A 15932-nucleotide genomic window follows, 5' to 3' on the forward strand; every position below is an offset into this window, starting at 1 on the left:
GCGGGACCCTACCCGGTCGGTGTGGGGGCGACACCGGGTCCCAGCAGCGCCGAGACGGTGACGAAGGTGTAGCCGCGCGCCCGCAGCCCGGCGATCATGTCCGGAAGGCCGTTCAGCGCGACCAGACGTCGCCGGTCACCCACGTCGTGCCCGAGCACGATCGTCCCCGGCCGGACACCGGCCACGATCCGTCGGGCGTGGCCGGCCGGGTCGTCGGGAAACTCCCGCTCCACCATCTGCGCCGACCAGAGCACCAGCCGGTAGTCCAACCGGGCTGCCGCGTGCAGCACCGCTCCACCCAGGTGGCCGTACGGCGGGCGGACCAGCCGGGGCGGCCTGCCGGTCACGGCGGCGATCGCGTCGTGGCTGCGGTGCAGGTCGTCGTACGCCTCTGCGGCGTCCAGCCGGGCCAGGTCCCGGTGCGCCCAGCTGTGGTTGCCCACCTCGTGCTCGGCGAGCCTGTCGCGTACGAGGTCGGCGTGCTTCCTGACCTGGGCGCCGACCAGGAAGAACGTCGCGGGCACCCGGTGCTGCGCGAGGGTGTCCAGCACCATGGGCGTCCACTGTGGCGCCGGACCGTCGTCGAAGGTGAGCGCGACCAGCCGCTGCGTGGTCGACCCCGACCAGATGACCGGCACCGCGCCGGCGCCGACGTCCTGCGGCCCGCTGCCGACCGTGGCGCTGGCCGGGCCGCCGGCGAGCGGCAGCTGCCGATGGGTGAACCAGGCGTCGGTGGCGCCCGCCCCGGCGGCCGCCCCGGTCACCGCCAGAGCCCCCCGGCGCAGCAGATCGCGCCGGGACCAGCCGTGCGCGCTCTCCGTCATCCGCCCGCTCCGCCCGCCGCCACCTCACCACGCCTACCTGGAGTATGCAAGATGTGACGCAAGGTGCAGTGCCCGTCGACCGATGGAGTTTTCGGGGCGGCACAGCCGAACGCCCCCGGCAGGCGAGCCTGCCGGGGGCGTTGCGGGATGTCGTCCGACTACTCGGTCGGCTCGGACGGAGGCAGCGGCGAGGTGCGGCTACGGGGCAGCCGCAGCACCTCGAACTGGTCCGTGCCGTCCACCAGTGCGCCCGACGGGGCGGAACGCGCCGCCGCCGGCTGCGTGCCGTCGGCCGGCGTCGCCGCCGGTGCACCCGTCGGCACGGCCACCTGGTTCGGGCCGTCCGGCTCGACGCCCTCCGACCCGGTCGGCCCGGTCACCTCCGGGTCGCCGGAGCGCCGCCGACGACGACGCTCCCGCAGCGACTCCTTGGTGCGCTCCACCATCGTGTAGAGCGTCGGCACCAGGATCAGCGTCAACAGCGTCGAGCTGAGCAGGCCGCCGATCACCACGACCGCCAGGGGCTGCGAGATGAAGCCGCCCTCACCTGTCAACCCGAGGGCCATCGGCAGCAGCGCGAAGATCGTCGCGACCGCGGTCATCAGGATCGGGCGCAGCCGACGCCGGCCACCCTCGACCACCGCCTCCCGGACCCCCATGCCCTGCGCCCGGTACTGGTTGATGAGATCGAGCAGCACGATCGCGTTGGTCACCACGATGCCGACGAGCATCAGCACACCGATCAGCGCCGGCACTCCCAGCGGCGTCCCGGTGGCCAGCAGCAGGCCGATCGCGCCTGTCGACGCGAACGGGATGGAGATCAGCAGGATCAACGCCTGGGTGAGGCTCCGGAACGTGGCCACCATGATCAGGAACACGATCGCGATGGCGGCCAGCACCGCCAGGCCCAGGTCGCCGAAGGCGTCCGCCTGATCGGCGCTGACCCCACCGATGGTGAAGGTCGCCCCCGGCACGTCGATGCCGTCCAGCCGCTTCTGCAGCTCCTTCGTGGTCGCGCCCAGGTTCGAACCGGTCGCGGCGCCGGTCACCGAGACGCTGCGCTCACCGTCGATCCGGGTGACCTGCTGCGGCCCCTCGGCCTGGGTGACGTCCGCGATGTCGTCCAGCTTCACCGGCCCGACCGGAAGGGCCCGAAGCTCCTCCAGGGACACCGGCGCGGTAGCGCTCAGCCGCAGCACCACGTCCTGCTGGCGACCGTCGAGCGCCACCTGGCCCAGCGGAGCGCCACGGAACGCCTGCGACACGAGCTGACCCACGGCGGCCTCGGTGAGACCGACCCGGCCGGCGGCGACCCGGTCGACTGTCACGTCGACCCTCGGCACCCGCTCGGCGAGGCTCGTGGTGACGTCCTCGACGTCCGGGACACCGGCCATCGCCGTCCGGGCCGCCTCGGCGGCCTGGGTCAGCACCTGGGGGTCACTGGCCTGGACGACCACCTCCAGCTGGCTGGTCGAGGCTTCCTGGCCACCGCTGAAGCTGACCTCGCCCAGGCTGGCGCCGATCTTGTCGAACTCCCGGCGCAGCTCCTCACGTACCTGCTTGGCGTCGGTGTCGCCGTCGAGCGCCAACGACCAGCTCGCGACGTTGTTGCCCCCGCCGCCCGCCCACGGGGTGTCGCCGCCACCGGCGGTCACCTGGTACGTCTCGACCCCGCCGACCCGCCCGAGGACCGCCTCGACCTGCTTGGCCGCGGCGTCGGTGGCGGCCAGGCCGCTGCCCGCCGGCAGCTCCTGCCGGAAGCTGAGCGTGTCCTGACCGGAGTCGTCCAGGAAGTTCGTCTCCAGCTTCTGCGCCAACCCGAAGGTGCCGAAGAGCACCAGCAGGCCCAGCCCGACGGTGATCCAGCGGGTCGACCGCTTGCGGGTGGCGAACCCGATCACCGGCAGGTACGCCCGCTGCAACGGGTTGCGCAGCTCCTTCTCCTCGGCCTCGCGGCGCACCGCCTCGTCGTCGACGGTGCCGCCGCGCGGCTTGAGGAACCAGTACGCCAGCACCGGGATCACGGTCAGCGAGACGAGCAGCGAGGCGAGCAGCGCCACCGTCACCGTGATCGCGAACGGCGCGAAGAGCTGCCCGACGAAGCCACCGACAAGCGCGATCGGCGCGAACACCGCCACCGTCGTGAGGGTGGACGCGGTCACCGCGCCGGCCACCTCGCGGACACCGGTGACGATCGCCTGCCGCTTCTCCTCGCCGTACTCCAGGTGCCGTTTGATGTTCTCCAACACCACGATCGAGTCGTCCACCACCCGGCCCACCGCGATTGTCAACGCGCCGAGGGTGAGCAGGTTGAGCGAGTAGTCGCCGATCCACAGGGCGAGCAGCGCCACCAGCACGGAGAGCGGGATGGAGACCGCGGTGACCACGGTCGAGCGCACCGACAGCAGGAAGACCAGGATGACGATGACCGCCATCAGCAGACCCAGCAGGCCCTCGGTGGTCAACGACTCGATCGACTTCTCCACGAACGGCGCCTGGTCGAAGACCACTGTCAGCTCCGCGCCGGAGGCGTCCTTCAGGTCGGCCAGCCGGTCCCGGATCTCGTGCGAGATCTCCACCGCGTTGCCGTCCGGTGCCGCGGTGACGGCGATGCCGAGGCTGTCCCTGCCGTTGGTCCGGGTGATCGCGGTGGCCGGGGCGAGCTGCCGCTCCACAGCCGCCACGTCACCGAGACGGACCGGGGCCGCGCCGGGCGCGATGACGATGCCGCGCAGGTCGTCCAGGGTGGCGACCGGCGTGCCGACCTGCACCGGGAGGGCCAGGCCGCCGTCGGTCACCGCACCGGCCGGCACCGACACGCCGTTGGTCTTCAACGCGGCGCCGATCGCGGTCGGCTGGACCTTCGCCGCGGCCAGCTTCGCCGGATCCGGGGTGACCACCACGACGTCGTCGCGGGTGCCGGTCACCTCGACCGTACGGACGCCCTCGATGCCCTCCAGCTCCGGCACCACGGTCGCGCGCAGCTTCTCGGCGAGCGCCCGCTCGTCGGCGCCGCCGGCCGCGGCCAGCACCACCGCCGGCAGGTCGTCGGTGCTTCCCGCGATGACCTGCGGGTCGACGCTCTCCGGCAGCTGGGCGTCGATCCGGCTCAGCGCGGTCTGCATCTTGTTGACCACGTCGTCCAGGTCGGTGCCGAACTCGTACTGCACCTGGACCGTGGCCGACCCCTCGCGGGACGTGGAGGTGACCTTGTCCAGCCCGGGGATGCCCTGCAGGGCGTTCTCGATCGGCTCGGTCACCTGCGACTCGACGATTTCGGGGCCGGCGCCGGGATAGGCGGCCACGATGAACGCGGCCGGGAACTCGAGCGACGGCAGCAGTTGCTGCTTCAGCGACGGCACGGCGAACGCTCCGAACGCCGTAATCACCACCGCGATGAGGGCGACCAGCCCTCGGTTGGCGAGGCTGAATCTGGCGAGCAGCGACATCGGCCTGGCTCACTCCTGGAAGAGAATGCGGGCGGGGATAGGTGAAAGTGTGCCGGATTCGATCACCAGAGCCCCCGCCGCCCCCGGCGGCGTCCCACCGCCGCCGAGCGCTACCGCTCTCAGGCCAGGTCGAGAGCGCGGGCCGCAGCCATCGGGTCGTTCCCGATGGTCACCGGGGCGGGCGCGGTGGAGATCGCCCACTCCGGGTCCTTCAGGCCGTGGCCGGTCACCGTGCAGACCACCGTCGAGCCGGCCGGAACCGCACCCACCGCGGCCTGCTGGAGCAGGCCGGCCACGCTGGCCGCGCTGCCCAGCTCGACGAAGACACCCACCTCGCGGGCGAGCAGCCGGTACGCGGTGAGGATCTCCCGGTCGGTCACCGCCGCGATCAGGCCACCGGAGGCGTCCCGGGCGTCGAGCGCCTTGGTCCAGCTCGCCGGGTTGCCGATCCGGATGGCGGTCGCGATCGTCGACGGCTCCGGCACCACCTGGCCGGTCACGATGGGCGCCGCCCCGGACGCCTGGAAGCCGTACATCTTCGGCGCCCGCGTGGCGGCGCCGGCGGCGTGCTCCTCGGAATAGCCCATCCAGTACGCGGAGATGTTGCCGGCGTTGCCGACGGGCAGGCAGTGGATGTCGGGGGCGTCACCGAGCGCCTCGACGATCTCGAAGGCGGCGGTCTTCTGGCCGTGCAGCCGGTCGATGTTCACCGAGTTGACAAGCGCGACCGGGTGATCCTGGGCCAGCTTGGCGGCGAGCGCGAGGCAGTCGTCGAAGTTGCCGCTCACCTGGAGCAGCTTCGCCCCGTGCACAAGCGCCTGGGCCAGCTTGCCCAGCGCGATCTTGCCCTGCGGCACCAGCACCGCGCAGGTCAGCCCGGCCCGGGCCGCGTACGCCGCGGCGGAGGCGCTGGTGTTGCCGGTGGACGCGCAGATGATCGCCTTGTTGCCGGCCTCGACCGCCTTGGAGACCGCGAGGGTCATCCCCCGGTCCTTGAAGGAGCCGGTCGGGTTGGCGCCCTCCACCTTGAGGTAGACGTCGCAGCCGATCCGGGCCGAGAGCACGGGCGCCGGAAGCAGCGGGGTGTTCCCCTCGTGCAGCGTGACGACCGGCGTGGCCGCGGTGACCGGCAGCCGGTCCCGGTACGCCTCGATCAGACCCCGCCACATGTCGCTCTCCTCGCCTCTACCTGTGCACCGACCCGAGCATCAGGCACCCTGGACCACCCTGCCGCAGCCATCGATGGCAGACCCCGGGTTACCCACCTGTCGGGACGGGCGAGCCGCCCCGAGGGTTCAACGACTCACGCGCCGCCCTCGACCCGCAGCACACTCGTCACCGATCGGACAATGTCCAGGCCGCGCAGCTCGACCACCGTCGCGGCGAGCGCGGCGTCCGGCGCCACGTGGGTGACGATGACCAGCTCGGCGTCGCCGTCCCGGCCGGGCGCCCCGCCCGCGGAGCCCTGCCGCACGGTCGCGATCGACACGTCGTGCCGGGCGAACACGCCGGCCACCGCGGCCAGCACACCCGGCCGGTCGGCCACGTCCAGGCTCACGTGGTAGCGGGTCAGCGCCTCGCCCATCGGCCGCACCGCCAGGGCCGCGTACGCGCTCTCGCTGGCCGCGCGGACCCCGGCGAGCCGGTTGCGGGACACCGCCACCACGTCGCCGAGCACGGCGCTGGCGGTCGGCGCGCCACCCGCGCCCCGGCCGTAGAACATCAACTGCCCGGCGGCGTCCGCCTCGACGAAGACCGCGTTGAACGCGTCGCCGACGCTGGCCAGCGGATGGCTGCGCGGGATCATCGCCGGGTGCACCCGGACGCTCACCGTCTCGCGGCCGGCCGGGTCGACGCCCCGCGCGGCGATGCAGAGCAGCTTGATCGTGCAGCCCATCGCCTGGGCGCTGGCCATGTCGGCGGCGGTCACCTCGGTGATGCCCTCGCGGTGCACGTCGGCCGCGCCGACCCGGGTGTGGAACGCCAACGAGGCGAGGATCGCGGCCTTGGCCGCCGCGTCGAAGCCCTCCACGTCGGCGGTGGGGTCGGCCTCCGCGTACCCCAGCTCGGTGGCCTCTTCCAGGGCCTCGGCGAAGCCGGCGCCGGTGGCGTCCATCGCGGAGAGGATGAAGTTGGTGGTGCCGTTGACGATGCCGGTGACCCGGTTGATCCGGTCACCGTGCAGCGACTCGCGCAGCGGGCGCAGCAGCGGGATGGCACCGGCCACGGACGCCTCGTAGTAGAGGTCGCCCCCGCCCTCGGCCGCGGCCTCGTGCAGGGCCACGCCGTCCTCGGCGAGCAGCGCCTTGTTGGCGGTGACCACGCTCTTGCCGGCCCGCAGCGCCTCGACCAGCCAGCCCCGGGCCGGCTCGATCCCGCCGACCACCTCGATCACCACGTCCACGTCGTCGCGCTTGATCAGGCCGAGCGCGTCGGTGGTGAACAGGTCCTCGTCGACAGGCAGGTCACCGCGGTCGCGGCCGAGCCGGCGGACGGCGATCCCGGCGATCTCCAGTGGAGCGCCGATGCGGGCGGCCAGGTCGGCCGACTGCTCGTGCAGCAGCCGAACCACCTCCTGGCCGACCGTGCCGCAGCCGAGCAGCGCCAAGCGCACAGGTGACGTCATCCCACATCCAATGCCAGCAGATCGTCTTCGGTCTCCCGCCGGACGATCAGACGCGCCTGGCCGTCACGCACCGCCACGACCGGCGGTCGGGGCACGTGGTTGTAGTTGCTGGCCATGCTCCGGCAGTAGGCGCCGGTGCCGGGCACTGCGACAAGATCTCCGGGCTGCACGTCGGCGGGCAGGAATTCATCCTTCACCACGATGTCCCCGGACTCACAGTGCTTTCCCACCACGCGGGCGAGCAACGGCTGCGCGGTCGACGCCCGGGAGGCGAGCGTCGCCGAGTAGGACGCGTCGTAGAGCGCGGTGCGGATGTTGTCGCTCATCCCGCCGTCGACGCTCACGTACGTGCGGAGGCCGTCCAGGTCCTTGACCGTGCCGACCTCGTAGAGGGTGAACACGGCCGGCCCGACGATGGCCCGCCCCGGCTCGATCGACAGGTGCGGCACGGCCAGGTTCTCCGCCGCGCACTCCGAGTCGACGATCTTGCGCAGGCGCTTGGCCAGGTCCTGCGGGTTCGCCGGGTCGTCCTGGGTGGTGTACGCGATGCCGAACCCGCCACCCAGGTCCAGCTCGGGCAGCTCCACCCCGCGCGCGTCGCGGATCTGCGCCTGAAGGGCGAGCACCCGTCGGGCCGAGACCTCGAAGCCGCTGGCGTCGAAGATCTGCGAACCGATGTGCGAGTGCAGGCCGCGCAGCTCCAGCACGCCCTCGTCGAGGATCTTGAAGGCGGCGGTGGCGGCGGCGCCGCCGGCCAGCGAGAAGCCGAACTTCTGGTCCTCGTGGGCGGTGGCGATGAACTCGTGGGTGTGTGCCTCGACGCCGACCGTGACCCGGACCAGCACCCGGGGACGGACCCCGCGCTCGCGGGCCAGCGCGGTGAGCCGGTCGATCTCGGTGAACGAGTCGACGATGATCCGCCCCACCCCGGCGTCAAGCGCCCGGGACAGCTCGGCGACCGACTTGTTGTTGCCGTGGAAGCCCATCCGCTCCGGCGGCATGCCGGCCGACAGCGCCGTGGCCAGCTCGCCGCCGGTGCACACGTCGAGGTGCAGCCCCTCCTCGGCGATCATCCGCACCACCGCGCGGCAGAGGAACGCCTTGCCTGCGTAGTAGACGTCCTCGGTCGGGAAGGCCGCCCGGAAGTCGCGGCAGCGCGAGCGCAGGTCGGCCTCGTCGAGGACGTACACCGGGGTGCCGAACTCGGCCGCGATGTCGCGGACGCTCAGGCCCGCGACGGCTACCGCGCCGTCGGCCCCCCGCGTCACCGACCGCGGCCACAGCGCCGGCACGAGGGCGTTGACGTCGGCCGGGGTACGCAGCCAGGCCGGCCCCTGGTGACTGATGTCCGCGTGCAGTGCACCGGCCTCGTGAGCGCGCATCGTGCTACATCCTCTCCGGGGCGGAGACGCCGAGCAGGTGCAGCCCGTTGGCGATCACCGTACGGGTGGCGTCGTTGAGCCAGAGCCGGGCGCGGTTGGCATCGGTGACGGGCTCGTCACCGCGCGGCAGGATCCGGCAGGTCGGCTCGTCGTAGAACCTGTGGTACGCCTGCGACACGCGCTCCTCGAGGTAGCGCGCGACCCGGTGCGGTTCCCGCAGCTCCGCCGCCGAGGCGACCACGGCGGGGAACTCGGCGAGCGCCTTGAGCAGCTCGTTCTCCTTCTCGTGGTCGAGCAGGTCGGGGCGGAACGCCGCGGCGTCGCCCCGGGTGAGCCCGACCTGGGCGGCCTGGCGGGCGGCGCTGGCCGTCCGGGCGGCCACGTACTGCACGTAGTAGACCGGGTTGTCGCGGCTCGCCCGCGTCCACAGCTCGATGTCGATGTCGATAGGCGAGTCGCTGGAGTAGCGGGCGAGCGCGTACCGGGAGGCGTCCACGCCGATGGCGTCGACCAGGTCCTCCAGGGTGATCACCGTGCCGGCCCGCTTGCTCATCCGCATCGGGGCGCCGTCGCGCAGCAGGTTGACCAGCTGCCCGATGAGGATCTCCAGGTTGCGCTCCGGGTCGTCGCCGAAGCAGGCGGCCATCGCCTTCATCCGGCCGATGTAGCCGTGGTGGTCGGCGCCCAGCATGATCACGACGCGCTCGAAGCCGCGCTCGCGCTTGTCCAGGTAGTAGGCGCAGTCCGCGGCGAAGTACGTCCACTCGCCGTTGGACTTGCGCAGCACCCGGTCCTTGTCGTCGCCGAAGTCGGTGGTGCGCAGCCAGGTGGCGCCCTCGGCCTCGTAGAGGTGGCCCTGCTCGCGCAGCCGGGCCAGCGCCAGGTCCAGCTCTCCCCGGTCGTGCAGGTCCTTCTCGTTGAAGTAGGTGTCGAACTCGACCCCGAAGTCGCGCAGCGACGAGCGGATCTCGTCGAACATCAGCGCGACGCCCTCGACCCGGAAGACCTCCTGGGCGGCGTCGTCGTCGAGCGAGCGCACCTCCGGCCGGCGGGACTGCACCTCGGTGGCGATCTCGGCGATGTACGCGCCGCCGTAGCCGTCCTCCGGCGCGGGCTCGCCCTTGGCGGCGGCGAGCAGCGAGCGGGCGAACCGGTCGATCTGCGAGCCGGCGTCGTTGAAGTAGTACTCCGTGCCCACCTCGGCGCCGGTGGCCCGCAGCAGCCGGCTCAGCGCGTCGCCGACGGCCGCCCAGCGGACCCCGCCGATGTGCACCGGGCCGGTCGGGTTGGCCGAGACGAACTCCAGGTTGATCTTCTCGCCGGCGAGCCGGTCGCTGCGGCCGTACTCCGCGCCGGCCTCGACGATCAGCCGGGCGAGCTGGCCGGCGGCGGCGGCGTCGAGGCGGATGTTCAGGAAGCCCGGTCCGGCGATCTCCACCGACTTGATCCCCGGCGCCCGACCCAGCTCGTCGGCCAGGGCGGTGGCCAGCTCGCGCGGCGGGACGCCCACCTTCTTGCTCAACTGCAGAGCGAGCGTCGAGGCGTAGTCGCCGTGCTCGGGGTTGCGCGGTCGCTCCACCACCGTGCGCTCCGGGAGCGCGGCGTGATCCAGGCCACGGTCGGTGAAGACGGCGTGGGCGGCGGTGAGGACGACCGAGGCGAGTTCTGCAGGAGTCACCCAACCATGTTATCGGGGGTAGACTCGGCCACTCGGCGGCTACCCTGCGCGTCATCCGGCCCGCCACTCCCCTGACCGACCGACCTGACGAGGCACGATGAGCATCAGCACCCCGGGCGGCCCTGAGCGCCGCCCGACCGTGGTCAGCACCGGCAAGAAGCCGGCCGCGGGCCGGCCGGCGTCCGGCGCCAAGGCCGGCACCGGCAAGCCGGCAGCCACGCCACGGGCAGGCGGCAAGGGCCCCCGCAAGCCGGTCACCCCGGTCAAGGTGAGCCAGGGCCGGGCCTGGGGCCCGATCGCGCTCTTCGTGACCGTGGGCGTGCTGGCCGCCGGCATCATCGGTTACGGCGCCTGGGCGTCGTTCCAGGGCTCCAAGCCGTGGGACAAGAAGGCAAACGCCATCGACGGCATCGTCAACATCCGCAAGACCGACAAGACGAGCCTCGAGTACGAGTCCCACAAGTCGGGCCCGCTGACCTACAAGTACTCCCCGCCGGTGGGCGGGGTGCACAACGCGGCCTGGCAGAACTGCATGGGCGACGTCTACGACGCCCCGATCGCCAACGAGCACGCGGTGCACAGCCTGGAGCACGGCGCGGTCTGGATCACCTACCGCCCGGACCTGCCGAAGGACCAGGTCGAGAAGCTCGCCGGCAAGGTGCGCGGCGTCGAGAAGATGCTGATGAGCCCGTACGAGGGGCTGGACAAGCCGATCTCGCTCCAGGCGTGGGGCTACCAGCTCAAGGTCGACAACGCCGACGACAAGCGGATCGACGAGTTCATCAAGGACCTGCGGGTGAACGCCTCCGTCGAGGGCCCGACCGCGCTGTGCAACACGGGCATCACCGCCACCGGCACCACGCCGCGTGAGCTCCAGCAGCAGCCCCCCACCCAGTAAGGACGGCCATGACAGCCCCCGCCACCACCGACACCGAGCACGACGACGTCGTGGCCGCCCCGGACGAGGGCGGCCGGGCCCCGGCGCGGCGCTACGGCCTGGCGGCGCTCGCCGTCATGGTGGTGGTGGGCCTGCTGCTCGGGTACGCCGGTGGCCTGCTCACCCCCCGGCTCGTCCGGCCCGGTGACTCTTCGGTCGAGGCGGGCTTCGCGCGGGACATGACGACCCACCACGCGCAGGCGGTGGAGATGAGCCTCATCGCGTACCGGTCGGCGACGCTGCCCGAGGTGCGGCAGATCGCCGTCGACATCGCCACCGGCCAGCAGGGCGAGATCGGCGCCATGCAGACCTGGCTGCGCGAGTGGGGGCTCAGCCCGACCGGTTCGAAGCCGCCGATGTCGTGGATGTCGGACGGGGCCACCGTCAAGGACGGGCTGATGCCGGGCATGGCCACGCCCCAGCAGATGGCCTCGTTGCGCGACGCCAAGGGCATCGAGGTCGACAGGCAGTTCCTGAAGCTGATGTACGACCACCACCTGGGCGGGATCCACATGATCGACGCGGCGCTCGGCGAGACCGACCACGCGGAGGTCGTGCGGGTGGCGCAGACCATGAAGAACACCCAGCAGACCGAGCTGAACAACCTCCGGCAGCTCCAGGCGCAGGCCAAGGGCTGATCCACCGTACGGGCGCACCGGGCCCGCGTCACCGTCGCTCGTCGGCGAGGGCGCGGGCCCGTTCCGTGCGTGACGCGATGATCGACTCGGGTTCCTGGAAGTCGGGGTGTCCGAGGCGCGTTGACAGCCCGATTTCCAGGAAATCGAGTCGATCAACGCCCGTCTTGTCCGTTGAGTCCGGTATGGGACGATTGACCGAGACAGGCGATTACGTTGCTTAGAGAGTTTTCTCCGCACATATCGTGACCAGAGGTGATTCGGGCTCGTTGCCCAAGACGTGGGGGTTGCACTCAGAGACGCACGGCGCTCGGTCACCAGTTGGTGCCGACGCCACACCATCGGCGGTGACGGGGCGGTGGCAGCCGTCCGTCGCGGACAGCGGCAGGGCGAGCCGGGAACGCTCAGCCGCGAACAGGAACTCGAACTGATCGACACACTCCGGGGCGTCCACCCCGACGAGTTCGGCCTGGACGAGGAGCTGTGGACGCGGCAGAGCCTCACCACGCTCATCCAGCGCCGGTTCGACCTCCCGCTGGACGTGGGGGCGGTCGGGGCGTACCTGCGGGCCTGGGGGTTGGGTCCGCGGGAACCGCGCGAGCGGGCCTGCGGGCTCTGCGTCAGCGCGGTCGAGCGTTGGGTACGCAGCGAGTACCCGGCGATCACGCGGACGGCCCAGGAGCACCTCGCCGAGGTCTACTGGATCGGCCGGGTGCGGCTGCGCGGCACGATGCCGGCGGCGGACGTGATCTCCGCGGTGTCGTCCCGGGGCCGGGTGCGCTTCATGATCACCACGCCGACCGTCGACCCGCCGCTCCCCCGCGACTTCGTGCTGCGACTCAGCGGCGAGGAGCAGCGCACCGTACACCTGATCGTGGACGGGTCCTGGCCACGCAACGAGTGGCCGCGGCGCCTGCCCCGGCGGATCGTCCTGCATCCGCTACCCAGCTGCGGGCGGGCGATCGCGGCCTGAGCACCGGGTGAGCCGGTCGCCGACACGACCGGCTCACCCGATACCGATTCGGCGTACGCCGAGGAGGTTTGCTAGTCTTCTCCAGTCGCTGAGCCCCCGTAGCTCAGGGGATAGAGCACCGCCCTCCGGAGGCGGGGGCGCAGGTTCGAATCCTGCCGGGGGCACCACCTTTCGCGCTCCATGTCCGCTGAGAATCGCGGACCTGGGGCGCTTGTCATTTCTGCTCCGGGGCCGAGCCCCGGACCCCACGCTCCCGGTGCCGGCTCGCGGCTCCCGCTCCCGGCTCCCCGGCTTGCGGCTCCCGCTCCCGGCTCCCGGCCCCGGCCCCCGGTGTCCGGCTCGCGGCCCCCGGCTCCCGGTGCCGGCTCGCGGCTCGCGGTGCCGGCTCCCGGCTCCCAGTGCCCGGCTCGCGGTGCCGGCTCGCGGCTCGCGGTGCCGGCTCCTGTCGGACCCTCTGCGGGCGACGTCGCGTTGTGGATCAAGAATGGCGCCATGCTGTTTCTCGGGTTGCTCCTCGCCGCGCTGGGCGGGGTCGCCGTCGCGGTGTTCCTCACCGTTCGTGGGCTCCGCGCGGTGGTGAGAAGAAGCGAACGCTCCCGCCCAGGGAGTTGGCTGCGGGCGGTGACGCTCCTGGCCGGTGCGGGCGCCGTCGCGATGTACGCGTGGGGCCTGCTCCATGTCGGCTTCGCGGTCATGCAGGCGGAGGACGGCGGTGCCGGCTCCTTCCCGCTCCAACCCTGCCGGGAGGCCGGGCCGCAGGTCGCCAGCCGCGTCGACGGGTACGCGGTCAGCTACCTCCCGCTCCGCTTCGAGTGCCGCCTCAGCGACGGCGGCACGTACGTCACCTCGTCCGTTCCCGGGTACGTCAACCCGGTCGTGGCCGCCCTCGGGCTGATCACCGCCACGAGCGGGATCCTCGGCAGCACAACGGCACGACGCGCTCACCCGCCGGTGGCGTGACCGTTCGACAGGTCCGTCAAGAGCCGACGTACGCCGCTAGGTGCTCCCCGGTGAGGGTGGAGCGGGCGGCGACGAGATCGGCCGGGGTGCCCTCGAAGACGATCCGGCCGCCGTCGTGACCGGCGCCCGGGCCCAGGTCGATGATCCAGTCGGCGTGCGCCATGACCGCCTGGTGGTGCTCGACCACGATCACCGACTTGCCCGAGTCGACGAGCCGGTCCAGCAGGCCGAGCAACTGCTCGACGTCGGCGAGGTGCAGGCCGGTGGTCGGCTCGTCGAGGACGTACACGCCGCCCTTCTCGGCCATCCGGGTGGCCAGCTTGAGCCGCTGCCGCTCGCCGCCGGACAGCGTGGTCAGTGGCTGACCGAGGCTGAGGTAGCCGAGGCCGACGTCGACGAGCCGGTCGAGGATGGTGTGCGCGGCCGGCGTACGCGCCGCACCCGTGCCGAAGAACTCCTCGGCCTCGCGCACCGACATCGCGAGCACCTCGCTGATGTCCCGGCCGCCGAAGCGGTACTCCAGGACCGACGCCTGGAACCGCCTCCCCTCGCACTCCTCGCAGGTGGCGGCGACACCGGCCATCATCCCCAGGTCGGTGTAGATGACGCCGGCGCCGTTGCAGCCGGGGCAGGCCCCCTCGGAGTTGGCGCTGAACAGCCCCGGCTTCACACCGTTGGCCTTCGCGAACGCCTTGCGGATCGGGTCGAGCAGACCCGTGTACGTAGCGGGGTTGCTCCGTCGCGAGCCGCGGATCGCGCTCTGGTCGACCGACACCACCCCGTCGGAGCCGGACACCGAGCCGTGGATCAGCGAACTCTTTCCCGAGCCGGCCACGCCGGTCACCACCACGAGCACGCCGAGCGGAATGTCGACGTCGACGTCGCGCAGGTTGTGGGTGTTCGCGCCGCGTACCTCGAGCACACCCGACGGCGCCCGTACGGACGTCTTGACGCGGGCCCGGTCGTCCAGGTGCCGCCCGGTAAGCGTGTCGCTGGCCCGCAGCCCGTCGACGGTGCCCTCGAACACCACCTCGCCCCCGGCGGTGCCGGCGCCCGGCCCGAGATCGACGACGTGGTCGGCGATCGCGATCGCCTCCGGCTTGTGCTCCACGACCAGGACGGTGTTGCCCTTGTCCCGCAGGCGCAGCAGCAGGCCGTTCATGCGCGCGATGTCGTGCGGGTGCAGCCCGATCGTCGGCTCGTCGAAGACGTACGTGACGTCGGTGAGCGACGACCCGAGGTGCCGGATCATCTTGGTGCGCTGCGCCTCGCCGCCGGAGAGCGTGCCCGACGGCCGGTCGAGCGACAGGTAGCCCAACCCGATCTCCTCGAACGAGTCGAGGAGGTGTTGCAGCCCGGTGAGCAGCGGCGCCACCGACGGCTCCCGGATGCCCCGGACCCAGGCCGCCAGGTCGCTGATCTGCATCGCGCAGACGTCGGCGATGTTCTTGCCCGCGATCTTCGACGAGCGGGCCTCCGCGCTGAGCCGGGTGCCGGCACAGTCGGGGCAGGTCGTGAACGTCACCGCGCGGTCCACGAAGGCGCGGATGTGCGGTTGCAGCGTGTCCACGTCCTTGGAGAGGAACGACTTCTGGATCTGCGGGATCAGGCCGACGTACGTCAGGTTGATGCCGTCGACCTTGATCTTGGTCGGCTCCCGGTGCAGCAGGTCCTGCAACTCCTTCTTCGTGTACCTGCGGATCGGCTTGTCCGGGTCGAAGTAGCCGCAGCCGCGGAAGATCCGGCCGTACCAGCCCTCCATGCTGTAGCCGGGGATCGTGATCGCGCCCTCGTTGAGCGACAGGCTGTCGTCGTAGAGCGCGGTCAGGTCGAAGTCGGTGACCGAGCCCATCCCCTCGCAGCGCGGACACATGCCCCCGAGACGGTTGAAGGTCGCCTTCTCGGTCTTCGTCCGGCCCGCGCCGCGGTCCACCGTGATCGCGCCGGTCGCCCGCACCGACGGAACGTTGAAGGAGAACGCGTTCGGCGAGCCGATGTGCGGTTGCCCGAGCCGGCTGAAGAGGATGCGCAGCATGGCGTTGGCGTCGGTGGCGGTGCCGACGGTGGAGCGGGCGTTGGCGCCCATCCGCTCCTGGTCGACGATGATCGCGGTGGTCAGCCCGTCCAGCACGTCGACCTCGGGCCGGGTCAGCGTCGGCATGAAGCCCTGCACGAAGGCGCTGTAGGTCTCGTTGATCATCCGCTGCGACTCGGCCGCGATGGTGCCGAACACCAGAGAGCTCTTGCCCGAGCCGGAGACCCCCGTGAACACCGTCAGTCGGCGCTTCGGAAGCTCGACAGTGACGTCCTTGAGGTTGTTGACGCGCGCGCCCTGCACCCGGATCAGGTCGTGCCGGTCGGCGACGTGCGCCGCGGGCGGGTCCGTGGCCTTGCTCATGGTGTCTCCATATTCTCGGGCGGGCGGGGGCCCTCAGGTCACGGCCGGCGCGGCTCGGGGAGGCTCGCCC

Annotated in this window: 11 protein-coding genes and 1 tRNA gene; 5 read left to right on the forward strand and 7 right to left on the reverse strand. The window is 71.9% G+C overall.

The window, feature by feature from the left end; genetic code table 11:
- Positions 1–8 precede the first annotated feature (8 nt).
- The 6 genes from MILUP08_RS29065 to argS form a co-directional block, all read right to left on the reverse strand.
- The gene (locus tag MILUP08_RS29065; protein WP_007464551.1) at positions 9–824 is read right to left on the reverse strand and encodes a polysaccharide deacetylase family protein; all 816 of its coding nucleotides are present in this window, start codon (positions 822–824) and stop codon (positions 9–11) included.
- A gap of 158 nt (positions 825–982) precedes the next feature.
- Positions 983–4273, reverse strand: coding sequence for an efflux RND transporter permease subunit (locus MILUP08_RS29070; RefSeq protein WP_007464552.1), 3291 nt, complete (start codon positions 4271–4273; stop codon positions 983–985).
- A gap of 119 nt (positions 4274–4392) precedes the next feature.
- On the reverse strand, positions 4393–5442 hold the full coding sequence (gene thrC, locus MILUP08_RS29075) for a threonine synthase (protein WP_007464554.1): 1050 nt from the start codon (positions 5440–5442) through the stop codon (positions 4393–4395).
- 134 nt (positions 5443–5576) lie between these two features.
- Positions 5577–6887, reverse strand: coding sequence for a homoserine dehydrogenase (locus MILUP08_RS29080; protein ID WP_039906792.1), 1311 nt, complete (start codon positions 6885–6887; stop codon positions 5577–5579).
- Positions 6888–6895: 8 nt separating this feature from the next.
- Positions 6896–8281: a diaminopimelate decarboxylase gene (gene lysA / locus MILUP08_RS29085; RefSeq protein WP_007464557.1), complete on the reverse strand. Its 1386-nt coding sequence runs from the start codon at positions 8279–8281 to the stop codon at positions 6896–6898.
- 4 nt (positions 8282–8285) lie between these two features.
- On the reverse strand, positions 8286–9959 hold the full coding sequence (gene argS / locus MILUP08_RS29090; RefSeq protein ID WP_007464560.1) for an arginine--tRNA ligase: 1674 nt from the start codon (positions 9957–9959) through the stop codon (positions 8286–8288).
- A 97-nt stretch (positions 9960–10056) separates the two neighbouring features.
- Here argS and MILUP08_RS29095 point away from each other — a divergent pair, with 97 nt between their 5' ends.
- The 5 genes from MILUP08_RS29095 (at position 10057) to MILUP08_RS29115 (ending at position 13464) form a co-directional block, all read left to right on the forward strand.
- A complete protein-coding gene (locus MILUP08_RS29095) occupies positions 10057–10857 on the forward strand; it encodes a DUF3105 domain-containing protein (protein WP_007464561.1) in 801 nt (266 codons plus the stop codon).
- An 8-nt stretch (positions 10858–10865) separates the two neighbouring features.
- Complete coding sequence (locus MILUP08_RS29100) at positions 10866–11534, forward strand: DUF305 domain-containing protein (protein WP_007464563.1); 669 nt, start codon at positions 10866–10868, stop codon at positions 11532–11534.
- Between the two features lie 277 nt (positions 11535–11811).
- A complete protein-coding gene (locus tag MILUP08_RS29105) occupies positions 11812–12504 on the forward strand; it encodes a winged helix-turn-helix domain-containing protein (RefSeq protein WP_039906794.1) in 693 nt (230 codons plus the stop codon).
- A gap of 92 nt (positions 12505–12596) precedes the next feature.
- Positions 12597–12671: transfer RNA gene (locus MILUP08_RS29110), tRNA-Arg, on the forward strand.
- A gap of 325 nt (positions 12672–12996) precedes the next feature.
- Positions 12997–13464 (forward strand): hypothetical protein, encoded by a 468-nt coding sequence (locus MILUP08_RS29115; protein ID WP_007464567.1) that lies wholly within the window; start codon positions 12997–12999, stop codon positions 13462–13464.
- A 16-nt stretch (positions 13465–13480) separates the two neighbouring features.
- Here the strand turns inward: MILUP08_RS29115 and MILUP08_RS29120 are convergent, their stop codons facing one another.
- On the reverse strand, positions 13481–15862 hold the full coding sequence (locus tag MILUP08_RS29120; protein ID WP_007464569.1) for an ATP-binding cassette domain-containing protein: 2382 nt from the start codon (positions 15860–15862) through the stop codon (positions 13481–13483).
- Between the last annotated feature and the right edge of the window lie 70 nt (positions 15863–15932).

This window comes from Micromonospora lupini str. Lupac 08 (assembly GCF_000297395.2).
GTDB lineage: Bacteria > Actinomycetota > Actinomycetes > Mycobacteriales > Micromonosporaceae > Micromonospora > Micromonospora lupini.

Bases quoted from the DNA above. Each gene is read 5' to 3' on its own strand.
- MILUP08_RS29100 (WP_007464563.1), top strand. From the start codon at position 10,866: ATGACAGCCCCCGCCACCACCGACACCGAGCACGACGACGTCGTGGCC.
- MILUP08_RS29115 (WP_007464567.1), top strand. From the start codon at position 12,997: ATGCTGTTTCTCGGGTTGCTCCTCGCCGCGCTGGGCGGGGTCGCCGTC.
- MILUP08_RS29120 (WP_007464569.1), bottom strand. From the start codon at position 15,862: ATGAGCAAGGCCACGGACCCGCCCGCGGCGCACGTCGCCGACCGGCAC.
- lysA (WP_007464557.1), bottom strand. From the start codon at position 8,281: ATGCGCGCTCACGAGGCCGGTGCACTGCACGCGGACATCAGTCACCAG.
- MILUP08_RS29065 (WP_007464551.1), bottom strand. From the start codon at position 824: ATGACGGAGAGCGCGCACGGCTGGTCCCGGCGCGATCTGCTGCGCCGG.
- thrC (WP_007464554.1), bottom strand. From the start codon at position 5,442: ATGTGGCGGGGTCTGATCGAGGCGTACCGGGACCGGCTGCCGGTCACC.
- MILUP08_RS29070 (WP_007464552.1), bottom strand. From the start codon at position 4,273: ATGTCGCTGCTCGCCAGATTCAGCCTCGCCAACCGAGGGCTGGTCGCC.
- MILUP08_RS29095 (WP_007464561.1), top strand. From the start codon at position 10,057: ATGAGCATCAGCACCCCGGGCGGCCCTGAGCGCCGCCCGACCGTGGTC.